We start from the raw sequence: 16634 nt of genomic DNA on the forward strand, positions 1-16634 counted from the left end.
TTTTTAATTAATCTAGCATTATAATCTAATCGTCCAACCAAAAGTATCTTCAATGGAGCCATTTTGGATGCCTGTTAATGTATCGTACAGCATTTGTGAAACTTCACCAATTTCACCTTTATTAATAATCAATTTATCATTTAAATATTTTAATTCTCCTACTGGAGAGATTACTGCAGCTGTACCAGTACCAAATACCTCTTCTAATGTTCCATTATTATGTGCCTCAACAACTTCTTCAATAGAGATTCGGCGCTCTTCAACAGGAATATTTTTAGACTTTAATACTTGAATCATCGAGTCGCGTGTAATCCCTGGTAAAATACTTCCATTCAGTGCAGGTGTAATAACCTTTCCGTCAATTTTAAAGAAGATATTCATACTTCCTACTTCTTCAACGTAACAATTTTCTTTACCATCTAGCCACAATGTTTGAGCATAGCCTTCTTTACTTGCAATTTCCTGGCCTTTTAAAGCACTTGCATAGTTTCCTCCTGTTTTTGCTGCACCTGTTCCACCTCTTACAGCACGAACAAATTGTTGTTCCACCATAATTTTAACTGGATTAATGCCTTCTTTGTAATAAGAACCCGAAGGAGACATGATAATAATAAATTGATAGCGATTTGAAGGATGCACTCCTAAATTTGCTTCAGTAGCAATAATGAATGGTCGGATATATAGTGAAGTCCCTGGTGCATTCGGTACCCATTCACGGTCAATTGAAACTAATTGTTTTAATGCTTCTAACGCATATTCCTCATCAATTTTTGGAATACATAAACGATCATTTGAATTATTAAGACGTTTAAAATTTTGGTCTGGACGGAATAAAAGAACTTCATTATCTACTGTTACGTAAGCTTTTAAACCTTCAAATACAGATTGACCGTAATGGAAAATCATTGCTGACGGGTCTAATGAAATCGGTTGATATGGAACAATGCGTCCATCATGCCATCCGATTCCCTCTGTATAATCAAGGATAAACATATGATCTGTGAAGTAATGTCCAAAACCTAATTCATCAGGTGCTGGTTTTTGTTTCGGATTTGTAGTTAACTGTGTAGTAATATCTAACATTTTCTGGCCTCCAAATAATACAAGTTGAAAATTCTGAAATTAAGGACGGTAATAACCTTTTGTTTATCCTTAAACAATTCCATATCGTTATTCTACTATTTTACTTTAATTCTAAAAATAATACATCAAATAAAATATGAAAATTGCAAATTTTAATAAATTTATTATATGAAAAATAGTTTATTTGTGAAACCTACAAATATTCCAAATTTCACTTCTTTTTTAGCTTCCCTTTCTCCAACTTACTATAAGGTACATTCATATAAAAAAACGCTTTGAATTAATTTAAATTCAAAACGTTCAATAACTTTTTAATTGAAATGTGCATCCCTATAAAGGAAGCAATTTCACTGTTTGTTTTGCTTGTAAATCCTCAATCATTTGCAGCCACTCTTGTGGTTTGTTAGATAATACAGAATAATAATCTTTTAAGAAATCTACAATTAAGCTGGCTGGAATTTCTGTAACTTTATCGTCGGTTGGTATAAAGCAAAAATCTAATCCTTTCACTGCTTCCCCATCATTTTTCCAAGATGGATGAACGTATGGAAAATCAAGACGTTGGTAACCAAGATGTGATAATACTTCACGACGAACAAATGGATTCATTGGCTTAATTCCGCCAAATTCAAAGTCTTCTCTTTCGTATGGATCATAAATTTCTGCAAAACCACCGAATAACACTTTACCATTTTCTTTTGCAAGCTGGTTCAAGTCTTGCTGGCGGTTGTTAGCTAAAAATCTACCAATAGAAAGTCCTGGGCGGCCAATAATTGTAAAGTCTGTCATAGCAATATTCCATTGAGGATAATAACGATACTCAGTTGCTCCTACTACTTCATCATTATGGACTGCAACAAAAACTCGAATGCTTGGATCCTCCAGAGGTTCCTTCCAAAGATCAAATTCTAATACTTCTTCTGGAGGAAATACTTCACCTAACAATGTATGCATTTTAGCAAATAACGGATCTTCTATATTTGTAATTCTGATATAATCCATCTATTATTCTCCTTTATGTTTTGTACTTTTTCTATCATATTACTTAATCTTTATACACAAAGAAAGAAATTTTTTCTAAAGTTGTTAATGATAAGAGAAAACTATACCTTTAACACTTCCATTGTAAAGACAAATTGTTTATGTTAATCATAGCTTTCATTTGCTGCAGTAAATCTAGCCCAAGTATTCCATCTAACGTAAAGCCATAATTCATAGCACCGATTTCAATTTGATAGTTATCTACTCTCATATTACCGATTTTAATTGAGTCCACTACTTTAGAGTAGACAAACTCTGATCCACCAACCCCATAAACTTTGTAAATTGGATCATTCTCTTCAGCAACTATTCCGATAGACTCCGCTAAATCGCATGAAATGATTGTACTTGCAGAACCAGTGTCGACTAGCACTCGTTTAAGAAGCACCGTTTGACCTTTAAACAATATTTCCATATCTGTAATTAATAAACCTTTATCAATAGTCAGCTTTTTCATTACTGAGCACACCTACCCATCTACCTTCATACATAGACGATTATTTTTCACCAATATATGCTTGTACTACTTCAATCAACACTCAGGTATTTTTGTACAACAATACAAAAAACATCTCCTTTTTAGAGACGAAATAATTTGCATAAAATTAATAAAGTTTTGTTTCAACTAGTCCAGGTACTAAAGAATAATCAAATTCCTTTAAATAAGGAATTTTTAATCTTGCTTTATCTATTTGGCTAAAATCTAAATCACATAAAAGAATCTCTTCTTTTGTTCTCGAACATTCGTGAACAATTGCTCCTTTAGGATCAATCAATTTCGTTTTGCCACAGCTTCCTTCACCTACTGTGTTTGCTCCCAATACAAAAACCGTATTATCTAAGGCACGCGCTGGAAGCTGGATATCCCATCGTTTCTCAGATGCAAGTCTTGTCACTGAAGAAACAATAATCAATTGTGCACCGCGCAATGCTAATATTCTGCTTAACTCAGGAAATTCAATATCATAACATATCAATGTCCCAATCTTTCCTATCGATGTTTGAATAGGGTCATACTTACGTTCACCATGTTTAAAATGAAGCTGTTCTTTATCCCAAAGAAAGGATTTATGGTATGTTTTAAGAATTTCACCATTGCTCTCAATTACTGATAGTGCAATAAAAAAATCTTCTCCCTTTTTATCAATAAAAGGCACGACAAGTACTACAGAATGTTCCCTTGCAATAGCTCTAAACTGTTCAACAATGTCCTTAGTTTCTTGCTGCAATTTTGCAAATACTGGTTTTGTAAGATGATAGCCGCTTGACCAAAGCTCTGGTAATACGATTAATTGAGCACCCTTTTTTATCGCTTCATATACAAATTTTTTCCCTTTTTCTCTATTTTTATCAATTTGTCCTGAAATCGATTCCATTTGAATAGCTGCAATCTTCATATGAAGACCTCGTTTCTAAATATTTAAAATTAGTATGTACAAATTGAGATAATTTTACATATCTTTTATTTGATCAATTTAAACTAGGTTGACGTTAAAAAAATGCTTCGTTATATTAAAATTAAAAAGAATGGCGTGATAATTTTGAATAATCAGTATTTCATAGATTTATTGAATGAATATCACCTTCAAATAAATAAAATGAAAGAAAGACTTTGGAATGAAAAAAGCGATATTTATATTTCAAACTCTGAATGGTTAATCATTAAGATAATTTTTAAAAGTTCACCTACAATTTCAAATGTTTCAAAGAGAGTAAACATTTCCCGCCAGGCTACCCATAAATTTATAAAAAGTCTTGAAACTAAAGGTTTACTTGAGATAAAGAACATACAAAATAATAAAAAGGAAAAGTGTGTTCAGTTAACAAAGCTTGGAGAACAATGTTTTGAACAATATGAAGTTTTAATGGAGAAGATTGAGAAAGAAATTTGTGAAAAAATTGGTCAAGATAAGTTTGAAGTATTGATTGAAATCTTAAAAACCAATTGCGGATTAGAAAAGTAAAAAGTCTCCAGCTTAAGCAGGAAAAGTGTGTAAATATTATATGAAAACCCGTAATAAATGCGCGAAACTGAGTTGAAATTCCAAACCGCGTTAAAAGTACGTGAAACCGCAGAAAAAAGCAGAAAAAATGCATAAATATAATATAAAAACGTGTAATAACTACCAAAAACCACGTAAAATAGAATTTAATTTGGAGATTAATTTAGGTACGTGCTTGACCTTTCCTTATTCATTCCATTTCTTCCTCCAAAAATTGACCAATTAAAATATTTTTCAGTTTAACTGCATTATCACCTTCCAATTTGCCATACCCCTCTTCTTCATTATTGCTAATAATAATTACCTCATCGTCATCTTCAAACCAAATTCGATAGAGAAAAAGCTTTTCGGACATATTTTCTTCATATGTAAAAAATAGAGTAAGTTGTAGATCTTCCTTTGCAGACATTTCTTTTGAAGAATTCGGCTTCCATTTTACTTCATTAAATATACTTTTCAATGAATCCAATGTTATAAGATCCACAAGGATAACCTCTTCTTCATACATTTCATCTTCATCTATTTTTTGTATATCAACCCTCGTTAAATGAGGGTCAGCCTCATCGGAACAGGCTCCTATACTAACTCCCATTATGAGGAGCAACATAATAATTTGAATTTTTTTCACTTAAAATACGCCTCCATTTTCTATTACCAAAAAGGGACTTTGATGATCCATTATATGGAATGTGCATTTAGAATAAAACTATTTTAAATGTGCACATTACTTTTTAGGAGGTGATTATTATGAGCAAAAATAATAAAAGAACAATCAATGTAAGAACTCATAACAGTTTCGATATTTATAATTGCAATAGTAATGACAAAGATGAAAAACGAAACGAAGAATTTGCAGCTGATTTTGACGATGAGTTGCAGGATAAAAATATTATGACGAGTAAAAACCAACAAACTTATAAAAATAAATAAGATAAGATATCTAAATAAAATAATGCGTATAAATATTCTTAAAAATCTTCTTATCTAGGCAAGACCAAATATATCCATAAAAGGTGAGGGCTATATACTCGCCTTTTTAAATTTCTTCATTCTGCTTTTTTGAGTATAAGTCAACGAATAAATTTCCATTAGCATCAATTTGAGCTAGGAATACTTCATTTGTCGATTTTGCTCCGTGTTTTTGAATTTCATTTTGGAGCCAATTATTTGAGTAACCTAAAATCGTTAAATTTTTATCCAAAATATGACCATCGACTATTAATAAACTTGGTGCGTGCTCCATTTGCACTTTTAAACCCAATAAGCGAGGTGTTATTGGCTCAAGATCAGATTTTTTCATTACACTTAGTTCACCATTTGTCTCTAAGATGGCCATTTCTACATCCTCAATTTTAAAAATCCCTTCTTCACGTAATAGCTTCATTAGTTCATCAATCGCAAGTTGATTTTTCTTCATTGTTTCTTCTAACACTTTTCCACTTTTAATGAGAATCGCAGGCTTTCCATCAGTAAGTTCCAAGAATTTCCTCGATTTCAATCCTAAAAACCCCATGATGATCGGAAAAATTCCCCATAGACCTAATGCAATAAGTCCATCTGATATGTGTATATTTTTGTCTATAGACATCGTTGCAGCAATTGATCCTACTGTAATTCCTACAACATAGTCGAAAAATGTAAGATGTGAAAGCTGCTTTTTCCCCATTATTCTTGTCAGAATAAGCAAAACAATAAATGCTGTAATTGAACGCAGCAATATTAATAAAAATTCAGGCATTCATAATACCTCCGTAATTTTCCATTGTTGAGGAAGTATTTATATTATTGGATATCAAATCAATTAATATACAATAATTGGATTTTGTTTTGGATCATTAATCTTCAACTAATTTTTTAATAAATTTGCTACTTTAAGTTTTTCTATACAATAATAAATTACTGTGTTACCTTGATTTAGGCATAAATTTATTTTACATAAGGAGGCAAATAATATGGGAAATATATCAAGATTAAAAGTAATTGCTGGAGTAGCAATCGTAGTGCTCATTTGGGGCACTGTTTGGCCAATTTACAAAATAGCTTTAAATTATGCGCCTCCCATTTTATTCGCAGGATTAAGATCTATTCTTGGAGGACTTTTATTTTCTGCCTTTTTACTTCCAAAGTGGAGAGAAATTCGTTTTAAGGAAGTTTGGCATATTTTCATAATATCCGCCATATTTAATGTAATTATTTTTTATGGTCTTCAATCTATAGGTCTTCAATATTTACCTGCAGGACTTTTCTCAGTCATAGTTTATTTACAGCCGGTGCTTGTCGTTTTACTTGCTTGGCTTTGGTTAAAAGAACCCTTAACTACAATGAAAATATCAGGCATTATTATTGGCTTTTTAGGGGTGATTTTTGTCAGCTTTGATGGCATCACAGGAAAAGTATCAGCCATCGGAATTTTATTAGCTCTTATTACAGGCATTGGTTGGGCTATTGGGACTGTATATGTTAAGAAGAAAAGTAGTTTAGTCAATGGATTATGGTTAGTAGCAATGCAAAACATAATTGGTGGTATTGTTTTTATTATTATAGGGATGGGGACAGAAGATATAACTTCAATTGATTGGAATTTACCTTTTATCGCTACGCTTCTTTATGGTGCTGTTTTTGGTGTTACGTTAGCATTTGTTATCTATAATAAGTTAATGAGTGCAGGTGAAGCTAGTAAAGTAAGTTCGTTTACCTTTCTAGTACCACTTATTTCAGTCCTAATCGGTACACTCTTTTTAAATGAACCTTTTACATATTCACTTCTAATTGGCATGGTTCTTATATTAGGCAGTATTTATATGATTAATAGAAAAAATATTCCACATTAAATAACATGGAGTGAAGAATCCTTAGTAATTCTTCACTCTATTTTTTATAAATTAAACTATCGAGAAACAAAGGCAAAAATGTGATAGCTTAAGATTATCATTTGCTTATATGCTTTATCATAATGTTCAACTGACTTATAACGAATGAAAATATCATTTATAAAAATTTGATATTATTTGTTTAAACTTTAAAATATGTATGTTTTTTTTGTAATTTTTACTGTAAACGCAATCAATATGAACAATATGTGAAATAATTCACTAACTATTTTAATTTGATAATTTTGGGTGTAGAATGGTCTCAATGATATATAACACGATGTGTTTATTTGAAACACCCATTCAGTGTTATATAACAAAGTTTCTAGGTTTGACATAAGTTCCTATATTAAAACTTAAGGAGGCGACCCTTAATGTGGGTAGTAACAGTATTTGAACAAGAAGCATACCGTATTTTTGAATTTGAAACAAAAGAAGAAGCTTTAAATTTACTTCAGAAAATAGAAAAACCAGCAATTCTTTCCTATACTCAATTAACTTTAGCTGCGTAAAATAATATTAGGGCTAATCAGAAAATAATCTGATTAGCCCTCTTTTATGTGAAAAACAATATTGACTCAAGCAAACAATTCTTCAATATTTCACCCCAAGTAAATTTTTAAGTTTAACTGTTATTCAATAAATAATAAAACAATATTGCAACGAGAATGTTTGGGAGTCCTATTAAAAATGAGTTCAAACTGATATTTTGTCTTTTTACTCTACCTTCATCAGATTCAGTTGTAAAATTTGCTCGCATTCGATCTCCACTAACCATTGCACCAGAAGTAATTAAAGAAACTCCTATAAAGAAAAGTCCAATAATACTTGTAATAGCAGAAACTTTTTGGACATCCCATATTCCAAAAGAGACTATTGTAGCTATTAGAGATAAAAGAATTCCAACTAATAAATATTTCATGAGCTCCCCCCTCTCTTTTTATACGACTGAATATTAAGTTAGTTTCAATGGTAGTTAAATAAACAGAAAAGAAATATATGAACACGTCTATTAGATTTTTTCTTTGTTAAAAAACACCCTGAAGGAAAGATACGGATAACTTTCCTTCAGGGTGCTAAATTTCAATTGACAATTATCTCTCTATTAATTGCAGCAGCTCACCATTTAAACCGTTAAAGAAGATTGTTTTATCCCCTGATGCCGCTGAAATACGTGGTGGTTCCGGAAATTCGATTCCCTTTGATTCAAGCTCTTCAATTGTCTTTTCTAAATTATCTACCGCAAAAGCTAGATGATCTACTACACCATTCGTTGCAGGATTTTTTATATCAGTTAATTCTTCAATTAATTCAATTTCAACATTCGGTTGGTTTTGAACATATAAAAAACCTAATTTTCGTTTATCTGTATTCACTGTAGTGCGTACCTTAAAATTCAAGAACTTCTCATAAAACTCAATGGATTCCTCTAAATTTTTCACAATAATTGCTGTATGTTCTATTTTTTTAATTACCATTATGTATTCCCCCTTGATTTTATTTTTCTCAACATAGATTTGACAAGTATTAATAATATTTTAAAGGAAAAGATGTAAAAAAACACCAATGCTAAGAAAGCAATAAATTTTAATATTGGGAATTTATCATCAAAAAGTAAAGCAACAAAGAATATGAATGAACAAACAAAAGACCATTTTACATTTTGTATCATTTTACTTCTTCCCGATAAAATAATATTAGTCCCCTCTCTTAAAATGTATATTAATATTAATTTCTTGTCGTTGCTCCCTATTTATTTTATTCGATAATAGTAGTAAGAAATCCTTCATTTCACGTAGGGACTCGACATATACTGAAAACAATTAAATTAAAATTTTCGAACATTCTTATAATTATATTGACAATCCTTAATTTTTATTGCATATTATATGAAAATTAATTATTTAGCGTAACGAAGATTAGTACTTGGAATACCTTTTGAAAAGAGAGCGATGTTCATCGGCTGAAAGGCATCGTGCAAAAAGGACCTCGGAACCTACTTCGCCAGCTTCTAGCAAAACTAGACGCAGACTCAAGCGTTATGAGATTTAAGTGGGATTATGTAAAATCCAATGTAGGTGGTACCACGGAAAGCAACCCTTTTCGTCCTAATTTTTAGGGCGGAGAGGGTTTTTTATTTTCAACAAAATTGCTATGTTGACTTAGTGATTTTAACTAAAAGGAAATTATGATGTACACAAAATAATATTTTAAGCCGCCCTTGGGTTAGGAGGAAATACCAATGGAGAAAAAACGAGTTGTGGTCAAAATCGGGAGCAGTTCACTAACTAATTCAAAAGGAGAAATTGATCACAACAAATTACAAGACCATATTAAAGCACTTGCCACACTAAAACACCAAGGTCATGATGTTGTACTTGTATCTTCGGGTGCCGTTGCAGCTGGATTCCGTAAACTTGGATACCCATCACGGCCAGTTACGTTAAAAGGAAAACAAGCAGCAGCAGCTGTCGGCCAAAGCTTGCTTATTCAGTATTATTCAGAGTATTTTTCAGCTCACCAAATTACAGCTGCACAAATTTTATTAACACGTACCGATTTTTCAAAAAAAGAACGATATAAAAATGCTTACGCAACATTTACTGAATTGTTAGAACGCAACATTATTCCAATAATAAACGAAAATGATACGGTTTCTGTAACAGAATTAACTTTTGGTGATAACGATATGTTATCGGCTTTAGTGAGTGGACTTGTCCATGCCGACCAATTGATAATTTTAACGGATATTAATGGTCTTTATGATGACAATCCTATCAAAAACCCTAATGCCAAACGTATAAATTGTCTAACAGAAATAACCGATGAGATTTTACAAAATGCTGCTGGTTCTGGCTCAAAAATTGGAACTGGTGGAATGCAATCAAAACTTTTAGCTGCACGAACTGCCCTCCAATCAGGAGTAAACGTGTTTATTGGGAATGGCAAAGGTGCAAATAAATTAATTAATATAATGCAAGGTTTCGGTGACGGTACTTATGTTAATAGTGAGAATCATGCCATTGTACCGAATCAAAAACAATGGATATTGTTAACTGAGGTATCTGGAAAGCTGTATATCGATGAAGGTGCTGAAGAAGCGCTCCTGATAAATGGTAAAAGCCTTCTTCCTGCTGGAATCTATAAGATTGAAGGAGAATTTTATAAAGGTGATGTAGTTGAAGTTTATGGACGTTCAAAACTTTTAGGGCGTGGTGAGGTACTGTATTCAAGTAATGAGCTTAGCTGTGCATTAGGAAAAAGAACACATGAAATTGGTGGAACAACCTCTGAAGTTATACATCGAGACAAATGGGTAAAAGCTTAAAAAATTTTTAAATAAATATTAAGGAGGAATCAGCATGATGAAAGTGACGACTGAAAGTGAAGTTAGACAAAAAGGGAGATTAGCTAAAGAAGCAAGCCATATTATGAATTTAAAAACAACGAATGAAAAAAATGCTGCCTTAATTAAAATTGCAGAACAATTGCTATTAGATCAAGATAACATTATTGAAGAAAATAAAAAGGATTTAGTTGCTGGAAAAGAAAAAGGTTTACCAGATTCCACACTTGATCGTATTATGCTAAATGAATCTCGTATTAAAGCAATGGCGGATGCAATCCATGAACTTGTTGCTTTAAATGATCCAGTTGGTGAGCTGCTTGAATCAACCACTAAAGAAAATGGTCTACTAATCGAAAAAAGACGGGTTCCTATTGGCGTAATTGGCATGATTTATGAAGCGCGGCCAAATGTAACAGTTGATGCGGCAACTCTAAGCTTAAAAACTGGTAATTCGGTTATTTTGCGCGGCAGCTCCTCGGCACAATATTCAAATAAAGTTCTTATTGATACAATTCATCGTGCACTTCATAAAACGGGGCTTCCTATTGATGCCGTTCAACTTATTGAGGATACAAACCATGAAACTGCAAAAGAACTGTTTCATTTAAATGAATATTTAGATGTATTAATTCCTCGTGGAGGGAAAGCGTTAATAGATTTAGTCGTTCGTGAATCTTCTGTCCCAGTACTTGAAACCGGTGCAGGCAACTGCCATATTTATGTGGATACAACTGCAGATTTTGAGATGGCGTTAAAGATTATTATAAATGCTAAAACACAACGCCCTTCTGTTTGCAACGCAGCTGAGAGCTTATTAATTCAGCGAGAATGGTTCGAAAAACACGGAAATAAATTGCTGCATGAACTTGATTGTTCTGGAATTGAAATAATTGGAGATGAAGCGACTTGTAAAGTATTAGCAAGTGCAACATTAGCTACTGAGGAAGATTATGCTACTGAATATTTAAGCTTAACATTGAGTGTAAAAGTTGTTGAGAATGTGTATGAAGCCATTGAACATATTAATAAATATGGTACAAAACATTCGGAAGCAATTATAACTGAGGACTTAATAGCTGCTAAAACTTTCTTATCAAGCGTAGATGCAGCAGCAGTTTATCATAATGCCTCAACCCGTTTTACAGATGGCTTTGAATATGGCTATGGGGCCGAAATTGGGATAAGTACTCAAAAGTTGCATGCTCGCGGTCCAATGGGCTTACCTGCTTTAACCTCCTCAAAATTCTTTATTTATGGCAACGGACAAATACGAGCTTAAGATATGTACCAGGTACAAAAGCAATCCGAATTATTCGGAATTGGAAATGTACCTGGTATCTTTATTTATCTGTTACTGTATATTTTATGTCAACTACTTCCTCTGTCTGGTTGTTAAAGGTGATATCAACAAAAACACCAAACTCCCGCTTATCTTTTGTTCTTAACCAAAACTTAAATTTTTCAATAGATGTAACAGCTCCTGCTTCTCGTCCCATATGAAGATAATCAACGACATCTGCTCTTGGATATTTTTCCATGATCTTTTGCATTGCAAGTTTTCCCCATTTTGCATAAGCCGGAGCAATTTCTTGCGCACTTGCCTCATTATTTGCAGGTACAGTTAAAATTTTTCCGATCACAATTGTACTTAAAATTAACATGACCGATACTGCAACTTTCAAATGATATCAAGCCTCCTCTTTTTGTTAGTCTTTTCTGTTTTGAGAAGGATATTCGTTTTTGTCTTTATGTTTTAATTAACAATGTTACTTAAGCTAATGTTCAACAAAAATAGGTTCTATGTCAAATGTTGGGGTGAAGTGATATTACACGGCACCCCGATTATCCTAAATGAATCCCAATTTTCTTAGATAAATTATTTAATAAAATTTTCGCTTTAAAGTGTTCATAGCTTCTAAAACCATAAGCATTGCGCTTCAAAACTTTTGATTTATTATTAATTCCTTCTAAAAAACCATTTGAATATCCAAAACTTAAACTATTTAAAATTTCAACTTGCCAATTTTTTAGCGTTTGAATGGCCTTTAAAAATGCCGGAATATTTGCTTTTTCTACCTTTCGGTAAAAGGCTTCTAATCTTTTTTTTATTTCTATCAAATCATTTGAAGTTTTTGCCCAATCAAACCATTCGCAGTAAGCTTCTTTTAATTCATAGGCTTGCTTTAGTTCCTTCGACATTCCTATGTAACGATTTAAGTACCAACGATTCGTTTCTGTTAACTTATCAAATCGTTTATATAGTACATGACGCATTTTCTTACATTTCTTTCGATCATATGCATGCCATTCTTTTTGAACATTTCGACGTACTTCATCTAGTGCCCAGTAAATATAACGACAATAATGAAAGCGATCCGCAATAATAATCGGGCGATTTAACGCCTTCCTAACTGCTGCTTTAAAGCTTGGATTCATGTCCATAACCACAATTTCTACATCTGCACCGTATTTCATCAAGTAATCCTTAATGGTTTCTTTTCTACGATTTGGTAAAATATCAATTGGTTCATGTGTTTCCGCATTGGCAATAATTAATTGATAAGTTCCCGCATCGGTATCTGCTTTATATTCATCAATCGCGATACATTTTGGTAAATGAACCCCTTCATTTAATTGTTCCTTTACTACTTCTTTAAAGCGACGAATCACTGTTGAGCTTGATGTACCAAGTACTTCAGCTGCTTCTTTAAATGTTTTTGCCTTTATTGAACGGATTCGTACAACTTGATTCCATTCTTTCGAGAAACGTTGATATTTATCCACGAAAGGGGATTTTTCTGAAAAACGTTTCCCACATTGGCATACATAACGACGACGTTTATAAAAAAGGACGGTTAATCGTTCAAACCATTTTAAATGATTAATTTTTTGAATTCGATAATCATGGACTTTTGATGTTATATTCTTGCATGCCGGACATTGATGTTCTTTTTTTGGTATGGAAACGTGTAGAACAATACGTTCCCCCATCTCCTCCACCTTATGAACAGTTACACCTTTTAATCCTGGAATATTCATGTTAAAATTCATTTGCACGTATCACCTTTCATTGCTTGTTTCTCGACAATTCAAGTATATAGAAATCGGTGATTACGTGCTTTTTTATTTATGAAATTTTTTCAAACCCCAACAAATATTATAGAGCCCAAAAATAATAACAAAAAAACCGCCTCGCGACCCCGAGACGGTTTATGTAACTTTATATGTTTACGACACACGCATAAGGCGAATCGTTCCTTATAAAGTTGATCTTTTAACCAGTCACCCTCTGGCTTGTGGATAAAAGCCTGCTAACTATTGTGTATCGCTGTACAGCATTAATAGTTGCATCTATAACAAATCCTTAAAGGTTTGCATAGCAAAATTAAAGTAAATTTAAAAATTTTCAATTATGTCTGGATACAGTACCCACCAGTCCTTTAAGGGCGCTCCCGCTTTCTTATAGACAAGCTTTTGCCTTTTCAAGTTGCAAACGAACTTGATCAAAGCCTGTGCCCCCTAAAGAATGACGGCGACGAACTGCAGCTTCAGGCTTCAATACGTCATAGACATCTTCTTCAATCAGATTACTTTCTTTTTTCATATCTTCAATCGGTAAATCTAATAAATAGATTCCTTTTTGAATACATGTAAAGACTAGCTTTCCTGTAACTTCATGCGCTTCACGGAATGGCATACCTTTTGTTGCCAAATAGTCTGCGAGTTCAGTTGCGTTTGAAAAATCGCTATGAACTGCTGAATGAAGTCTTTCCGTGTTAACAGTCATTGTACGAATCATACCCTCAAAGATTTTCAATGCACCGATAATCGTATGAACTGTATCGAACATTCCTTCTTTATCTTCCTGCATATCTTTGTTATAAGTTAATGGTGTTCCCTTCAGAACCGTTAACAACCCTATTAGGTTCCCATAAACGCGACCAGTCTTGCCGCGAATTAGTTCTGCCATATCAGGATTTTTCTTTTGAGGCATTATCGATGATCCAGTAGAAAATGCATCATCTAATTCAATAAATTTAAATTCATCTGTAGACCAAATGATAATTTCTTCTGCAAATCGTGATAAATGTGTCATTAATAATGATGAATTCGATAAAAATTCTACGATAAAATCACGATCACTTACAGCATCCATTGAATTTGCATACACTTTACTAAAACCAAGCAGTTCAGCAGATTTTTCACGGTCGATTGGGAAAGTTGTACCTGCCATTGCACCAGCACCTAATGGTAAAATATCAATACGTTTCATTGATTCATTAAAACGTTCCTTGTCGCGTTCTAACATCCAGAAGTATGCCATTAAATGATGTGCAAAACTAATTGGTTGAGCACGTTGCAGATGAGTGTAACCTGGCGCAATTGTTTCAACATGTTGCTCCGCTTTATCCAAAATTGTTTTTTGGAAAGTTTCAATTAACCCAACTACTTCAACTACACGTTTTTTTAAGAATAAATGCATGTCAGTTGCAACCTGATCGTTGCGGCTGCGTCCAGTATGAAGCTTTCCTCCTACTGGACCGATTAGATCCGTTAACATTTTTTCTATATTTAAATGAATATCTTCGTTTGCAACACTAAACTCGAGTTCTCCAGCCTCTGCTTTCGATTTTAACTCATGCAAGCCGCCTAGAATTTGTTCTACATCCTTAGAATCCAATATTCCTTGATGGCCCAGCATTGTTACGTGTGCAACACTACCTTCAATATCTTCCAATACTAACTGCTGGTCAAAACCAATGGATGCTCCAAATTCATCAACCCAATTTTCAGCCGATTTTTGAAAACGTCCACCCCATAATTTCGTCATGTTACACACCTAACCTTATTTTAAGCTGCTATAGTCAATCATTATTTCAGCTTAGTAATATCTTCGAATTATTTTTCTACTGTAGCGGGTTTCTTTGTATTTACTTCTGCTGCTACTACTGTAGGTAGACCCCATAATTCAATAAAGCCTACTGCCGATGCGTGGTTGAATTGATCAGCTTTAGAATACGTAGCAAGTTTTTCACTATATAAAGAGTTTGGCGATTTACGCCCTTCAACAATTGCATGACCTTTAAATAATTTCACACGAACTGTACCATTTACATATTTTTGAGTTTCTTTTAAGAATGCCTCTAATGCTGGACGAATTGGATTAAACCAAAGACCATCATAGATGATTTCAGAAAGTTTTTTCTCAATAACAGGCTTGAAGTGAGCCATCTCTTTTACAAGCGTAATATCTTCTAATTCCTTATGAGCAGTTAAGAGGACTTTTGCTCCTGGAATTTCATATACTTCACGAGATTTAATACCAACTAAACGGTTCTCAACATGATCGATGCGACCAACACCATGAGCTCCCGCAACTTTATTTAGTTCTTGAATCAAATCGGCAAGTTTCATTTCCTGACCGTTTAATGCTACTGGTTTTCCTTCTACAAATTCAATTTCAATGAATTCTGGTGTATCAGGCGCATTTTCAATTGATACTGTTAAACCATAAGCTTCTTCTGGTGGTGCTACCCATGGATCTTCCATTACACCTGCTTCATTTGCACGCCCCCAAAGGTTTTGATCGATAGAGAATGGAGAATCAATTGTTGCAGGAACAGGTACACCATGTTTTTGAGCATATTCTATTTCTTCATCACGGCTCCATCCCCATTCGCGAACAGGAGCTAAAACTTCTAAGTCAGGATTTAATGCTTTAATTGAAACTTCGAAACGAACTTGGTCGTTCCCTTTTCCAGTACAACCATGAGCTACTGCATCTGCACCAGTTTGGTTTGCAATTTCAACTAATTTTTTAGAAATTAATGGACGAGATAATGCTGATACTAACGGGTATTTTTGTTCGTACCAAGTATGCGCCTGTAGAGAAATAAGTGCATATTCTTCAGCGAATTCGTCTTTTGCATCTACCATATATGATTCGATCGCACCAACTTGAAGTGCTTTATTTTTAATGAATTCAAGGTCTTTACCTTCACCAACGTCTAAGCAAACAGCGATAACATCCCAACCTTGCTCTTTTAACCAAGGAATTGCAACAGATGTATCTAGACCACCTGAATAAGCTAAAACTACTTTTTTATTTGCCATTGAAAATCCGCCTCCGATACTCCGGTATGTATTTTTATACATAACATTAAAACTTTATACACGAATAGTAACATGGAATAAAAATAAATACAAGTGTATTTTTATAAAATTTTAGACTTTTAAAATAAGTAAAAAGGGGAAGCCTTAAAAGATTATTTAAGTACTTCCCCTTTG

General features: G+C 33.3%; 18 protein-coding genes. 6 read left to right on the plus strand and 12 right to left on the minus strand.

All coding sequences use genetic code 11. The features are described from left to right. Positions 1–18 precede the first annotated feature (18 nt). The 4 genes from MKY04_RS11400 to MKY04_RS11415 all read right to left on the minus strand — a co-directional run bounded on the left by MKY04_RS11400 (position 19) and on the right by MKY04_RS11415 (position 3521). Complete coding sequence (locus MKY04_RS11400; protein ID WP_126292608.1) at positions 19–1083, minus strand: branched-chain amino acid aminotransferase; 1065 nt, start codon at positions 1081–1083, stop codon at positions 19–21. 330 nt (positions 1084–1413) lie between these two features. Next, positions 1414–2085: a GNAT family N-acetyltransferase gene (locus MKY04_RS11405; protein ID WP_126292609.1), complete on the minus strand. Its 672-nt coding sequence runs from the start codon at positions 2083–2085 to the stop codon at positions 1414–1416. 109 nt (positions 2086–2194) lie between these two features. Next, positions 2195–2581, minus strand: a complete 387-nt coding sequence (locus MKY04_RS11410) for a retropepsin-like aspartic protease (RefSeq protein WP_126292610.1) — start codon at positions 2579–2581, stop codon at positions 2195–2197. A gap of 148 nt (positions 2582–2729) precedes the next feature. Then, on the minus strand, positions 2730–3521 hold the full coding sequence (locus tag MKY04_RS11415) for a nitrilase-related carbon-nitrogen hydrolase (RefSeq protein WP_126292611.1): 792 nt from the start codon (positions 3519–3521) through the stop codon (positions 2730–2732). 102 nt (positions 3522–3623) lie between these two features. On the opposite strand from MKY04_RS11415, the gene MKY04_RS11420 reads away from it, so the two are divergent. Next, positions 3624–4088, plus strand: coding sequence for a MarR family winged helix-turn-helix transcriptional regulator (locus MKY04_RS11420; protein WP_126292612.1), 465 nt, complete (start codon positions 3624–3626; stop codon positions 4086–4088). A 229-nt stretch (positions 4089–4317) separates the two neighbouring features. Here MKY04_RS11420 and MKY04_RS11425 read toward each other — a convergent pair whose 3' ends face one another. Then, entirely contained in the window at positions 4318–4755 is a 438-nt protein-coding gene (locus tag MKY04_RS11425) for a hypothetical protein (RefSeq protein WP_126292613.1), read from the minus strand. Positions 4756–4874: 119 nt separating this feature from the next. Between MKY04_RS11425 and MKY04_RS11430 the strand changes: the two genes are divergently transcribed. After that, entirely contained in the window at positions 4875–5057 is a 183-nt protein-coding gene (locus tag MKY04_RS11430) for a hypothetical protein (protein ID WP_126292614.1), read from the plus strand. A gap of 106 nt (positions 5058–5163) precedes the next feature. Here MKY04_RS11430 and MKY04_RS11435 read toward each other — a convergent pair whose 3' ends face one another. Beyond that, positions 5164–5865 carry a YetF domain-containing protein gene (locus tag MKY04_RS11435; protein ID WP_126292615.1) on the minus strand — a complete coding sequence of 234 codons (702 nt, stop codon included), beginning with the start codon at positions 5863–5865 and terminating at the stop codon, positions 5164–5166. A gap of 214 nt (positions 5866–6079) precedes the next feature. Here MKY04_RS11435 and MKY04_RS11440 point away from each other — a divergent pair, with 214 nt between their 5' ends. Beyond that, positions 6080–6958, plus strand: coding sequence for a DMT family transporter (locus MKY04_RS11440; RefSeq protein WP_126292616.1), 879 nt, complete (start codon positions 6080–6082; stop codon positions 6956–6958). 413 nt (positions 6959–7371) lie between these two features. Continuing rightward, positions 7372–7509, plus strand: a complete 138-nt coding sequence (locus tag MKY04_RS11445; RefSeq protein ID WP_185807609.1) for a hypothetical protein — start codon at positions 7372–7374, stop codon at positions 7507–7509. 113 nt (positions 7510–7622) lie between these two features. Here MKY04_RS11445 and MKY04_RS11450 read toward each other — a convergent pair whose 3' ends face one another. Together MKY04_RS11450 and MKY04_RS11455 are read right to left on the minus strand one after the other, a co-directional pair. Then, complete coding sequence (locus MKY04_RS11450; RefSeq protein ID WP_346234410.1) at positions 7623–7919, minus strand: DUF5316 domain-containing protein; 297 nt, start codon at positions 7917–7919, stop codon at positions 7623–7625. 172 nt (positions 7920–8091) lie between these two features. Then, positions 8092–8475 carry a VOC family protein gene (locus MKY04_RS11455; protein ID WP_126296352.1) on the minus strand — a complete coding sequence of 128 codons (384 nt, stop codon included), beginning with the start codon at positions 8473–8475 and terminating at the stop codon, positions 8092–8094. Positions 8476–9239: 764 nt separating this feature from the next. Here MKY04_RS11455 and proB point away from each other — a divergent pair. Together proB and MKY04_RS11465 are read left to right on the plus strand one after the other, a co-directional pair. Then, on the plus strand, positions 9240–10325 hold the full coding sequence (proB, locus tag MKY04_RS11460) for a glutamate 5-kinase (protein WP_346234411.1): 1086 nt from the start codon (positions 9240–9242) through the stop codon (positions 10323–10325). A 34-nt stretch (positions 10326–10359) separates the two neighbouring features. Beyond that, the gene (locus MKY04_RS11465; RefSeq protein ID WP_346234412.1) at positions 10360–11625 is read left to right on the plus strand and encodes a glutamate-5-semialdehyde dehydrogenase; all 1266 of its coding nucleotides are present in this window, start codon (positions 10360–10362) and stop codon (positions 11623–11625) included. A gap of 61 nt (positions 11626–11686) precedes the next feature. Here MKY04_RS11465 and MKY04_RS11470 read toward each other — a convergent pair whose 3' ends face one another. From MKY04_RS11470 to MKY04_RS11485, 4 genes are all read right to left on the minus strand, one after another. After that, positions 11687–12028: a DUF3889 domain-containing protein gene (locus MKY04_RS11470; protein WP_246020521.1), complete on the minus strand. Its 342-nt coding sequence runs from the start codon at positions 12026–12028 to the stop codon at positions 11687–11689. A gap of 160 nt (positions 12029–12188) precedes the next feature. Continuing rightward, a complete protein-coding gene (locus tag MKY04_RS11475) occupies positions 12189–13403 on the minus strand; it encodes an ISL3 family transposase (protein WP_136292374.1) in 1215 nt (404 codons plus the stop codon). A 403-nt stretch (positions 13404–13806) separates the two neighbouring features. Further along, positions 13807–15177 carry an argininosuccinate lyase gene (gene argH / locus MKY04_RS11480; protein WP_126294007.1) on the minus strand — a complete coding sequence of 457 codons (1371 nt, stop codon included), beginning with the start codon at positions 15175–15177 and terminating at the stop codon, positions 13807–13809. A gap of 68 nt (positions 15178–15245) precedes the next feature. Next, positions 15246–16460 carry an argininosuccinate synthase gene (locus MKY04_RS11485; protein WP_126294008.1) on the minus strand — a complete coding sequence of 405 codons (1215 nt, stop codon included), beginning with the start codon at positions 16458–16460 and terminating at the stop codon, positions 15246–15248. Positions 16461–16634: the final 174 nt, after the last annotated feature.

It is taken from the genome of Lysinibacillus telephonicus (genome assembly GCF_039654155.1).
GTDB classification, from domain to species: Bacteria; Bacillota; Bacilli; order Bacillales_A; family Planococcaceae; genus Ureibacillus; species Ureibacillus telephonicus.

Excerpts from the sequence above, each read along its gene's own strand:
- MKY04_RS11400 (WP_126292608.1), bottom strand. The coding sequence starts at position 1,083 with ATGTTAGATATTACTACACAGTTAACTACAAATCCGAAACAAAAACCA.
- MKY04_RS11405 (WP_126292609.1), bottom strand. The coding sequence starts at position 2,085 with ATGGATTATATCAGAATTACAAATATAGAAGATCCGTTATTTGCTAAA.
- MKY04_RS11410 (WP_126292610.1), bottom strand. The coding sequence starts at position 2,581 with ATGAAAAAGCTGACTATTGATAAAGGTTTATTAATTACAGATATGGAA.
- MKY04_RS11415 (WP_126292611.1), bottom strand. The coding sequence starts at position 3,521 with ATGAAGATTGCAGCTATTCAAATGGAATCGATTTCAGGACAAATTGAT.
- MKY04_RS11420 (WP_126292612.1), top strand. The coding sequence starts at position 3,624 with ATGCTTCGTTATATTAAAATTAAAAAGAATGGCGTGATAATTTTGAAT.
- MKY04_RS11430 (WP_126292614.1), top strand. The coding sequence starts at position 4,875 with ATGAGCAAAAATAATAAAAGAACAATCAATGTAAGAACTCATAACAGT.
- MKY04_RS11435 (WP_126292615.1), bottom strand. The coding sequence starts at position 5,865 with ATGCCTGAATTTTTATTAATATTGCTGCGTTCAATTACAGCATTTATT.
- MKY04_RS11440 (WP_126292616.1), top strand. The coding sequence starts at position 6,080 with ATGGGAAATATATCAAGATTAAAAGTAATTGCTGGAGTAGCAATCGTA.
- MKY04_RS11445 (WP_185807609.1), top strand. The coding sequence starts at position 7,372 with ATGTGGGTAGTAACAGTATTTGAACAAGAAGCATACCGTATTTTTGAA.
- MKY04_RS11450 (WP_346234410.1), bottom strand. The coding sequence starts at position 7,919 with ATGAAATATTTATTAGTTGGAATTCTTTTATCTCTAATAGCTACAATA.
- MKY04_RS11455 (WP_126296352.1), bottom strand. The coding sequence starts at position 8,475 with ATGGTAATTAAAAAAATAGAACATACAGCAATTATTGTGAAAAATTTA.
- proB (WP_346234411.1), top strand. The coding sequence starts at position 9,240 with ATGGAGAAAAAACGAGTTGTGGTCAAAATCGGGAGCAGTTCACTAACT.
- MKY04_RS11465 (WP_346234412.1), top strand. The coding sequence starts at position 10,360 with ATGATGAAAGTGACGACTGAAAGTGAAGTTAGACAAAAAGGGAGATTA.
- argH (WP_126294007.1), bottom strand. The coding sequence starts at position 15,177 with ATGACGAAATTATGGGGTGGACGTTTTCAAAAATCGGCTGAAAATTGG.
- MKY04_RS11485 (WP_126294008.1), bottom strand. The coding sequence starts at position 16,460 with ATGGCAAATAAAAAAGTAGTTTTAGCTTATTCAGGTGGTCTAGATACA.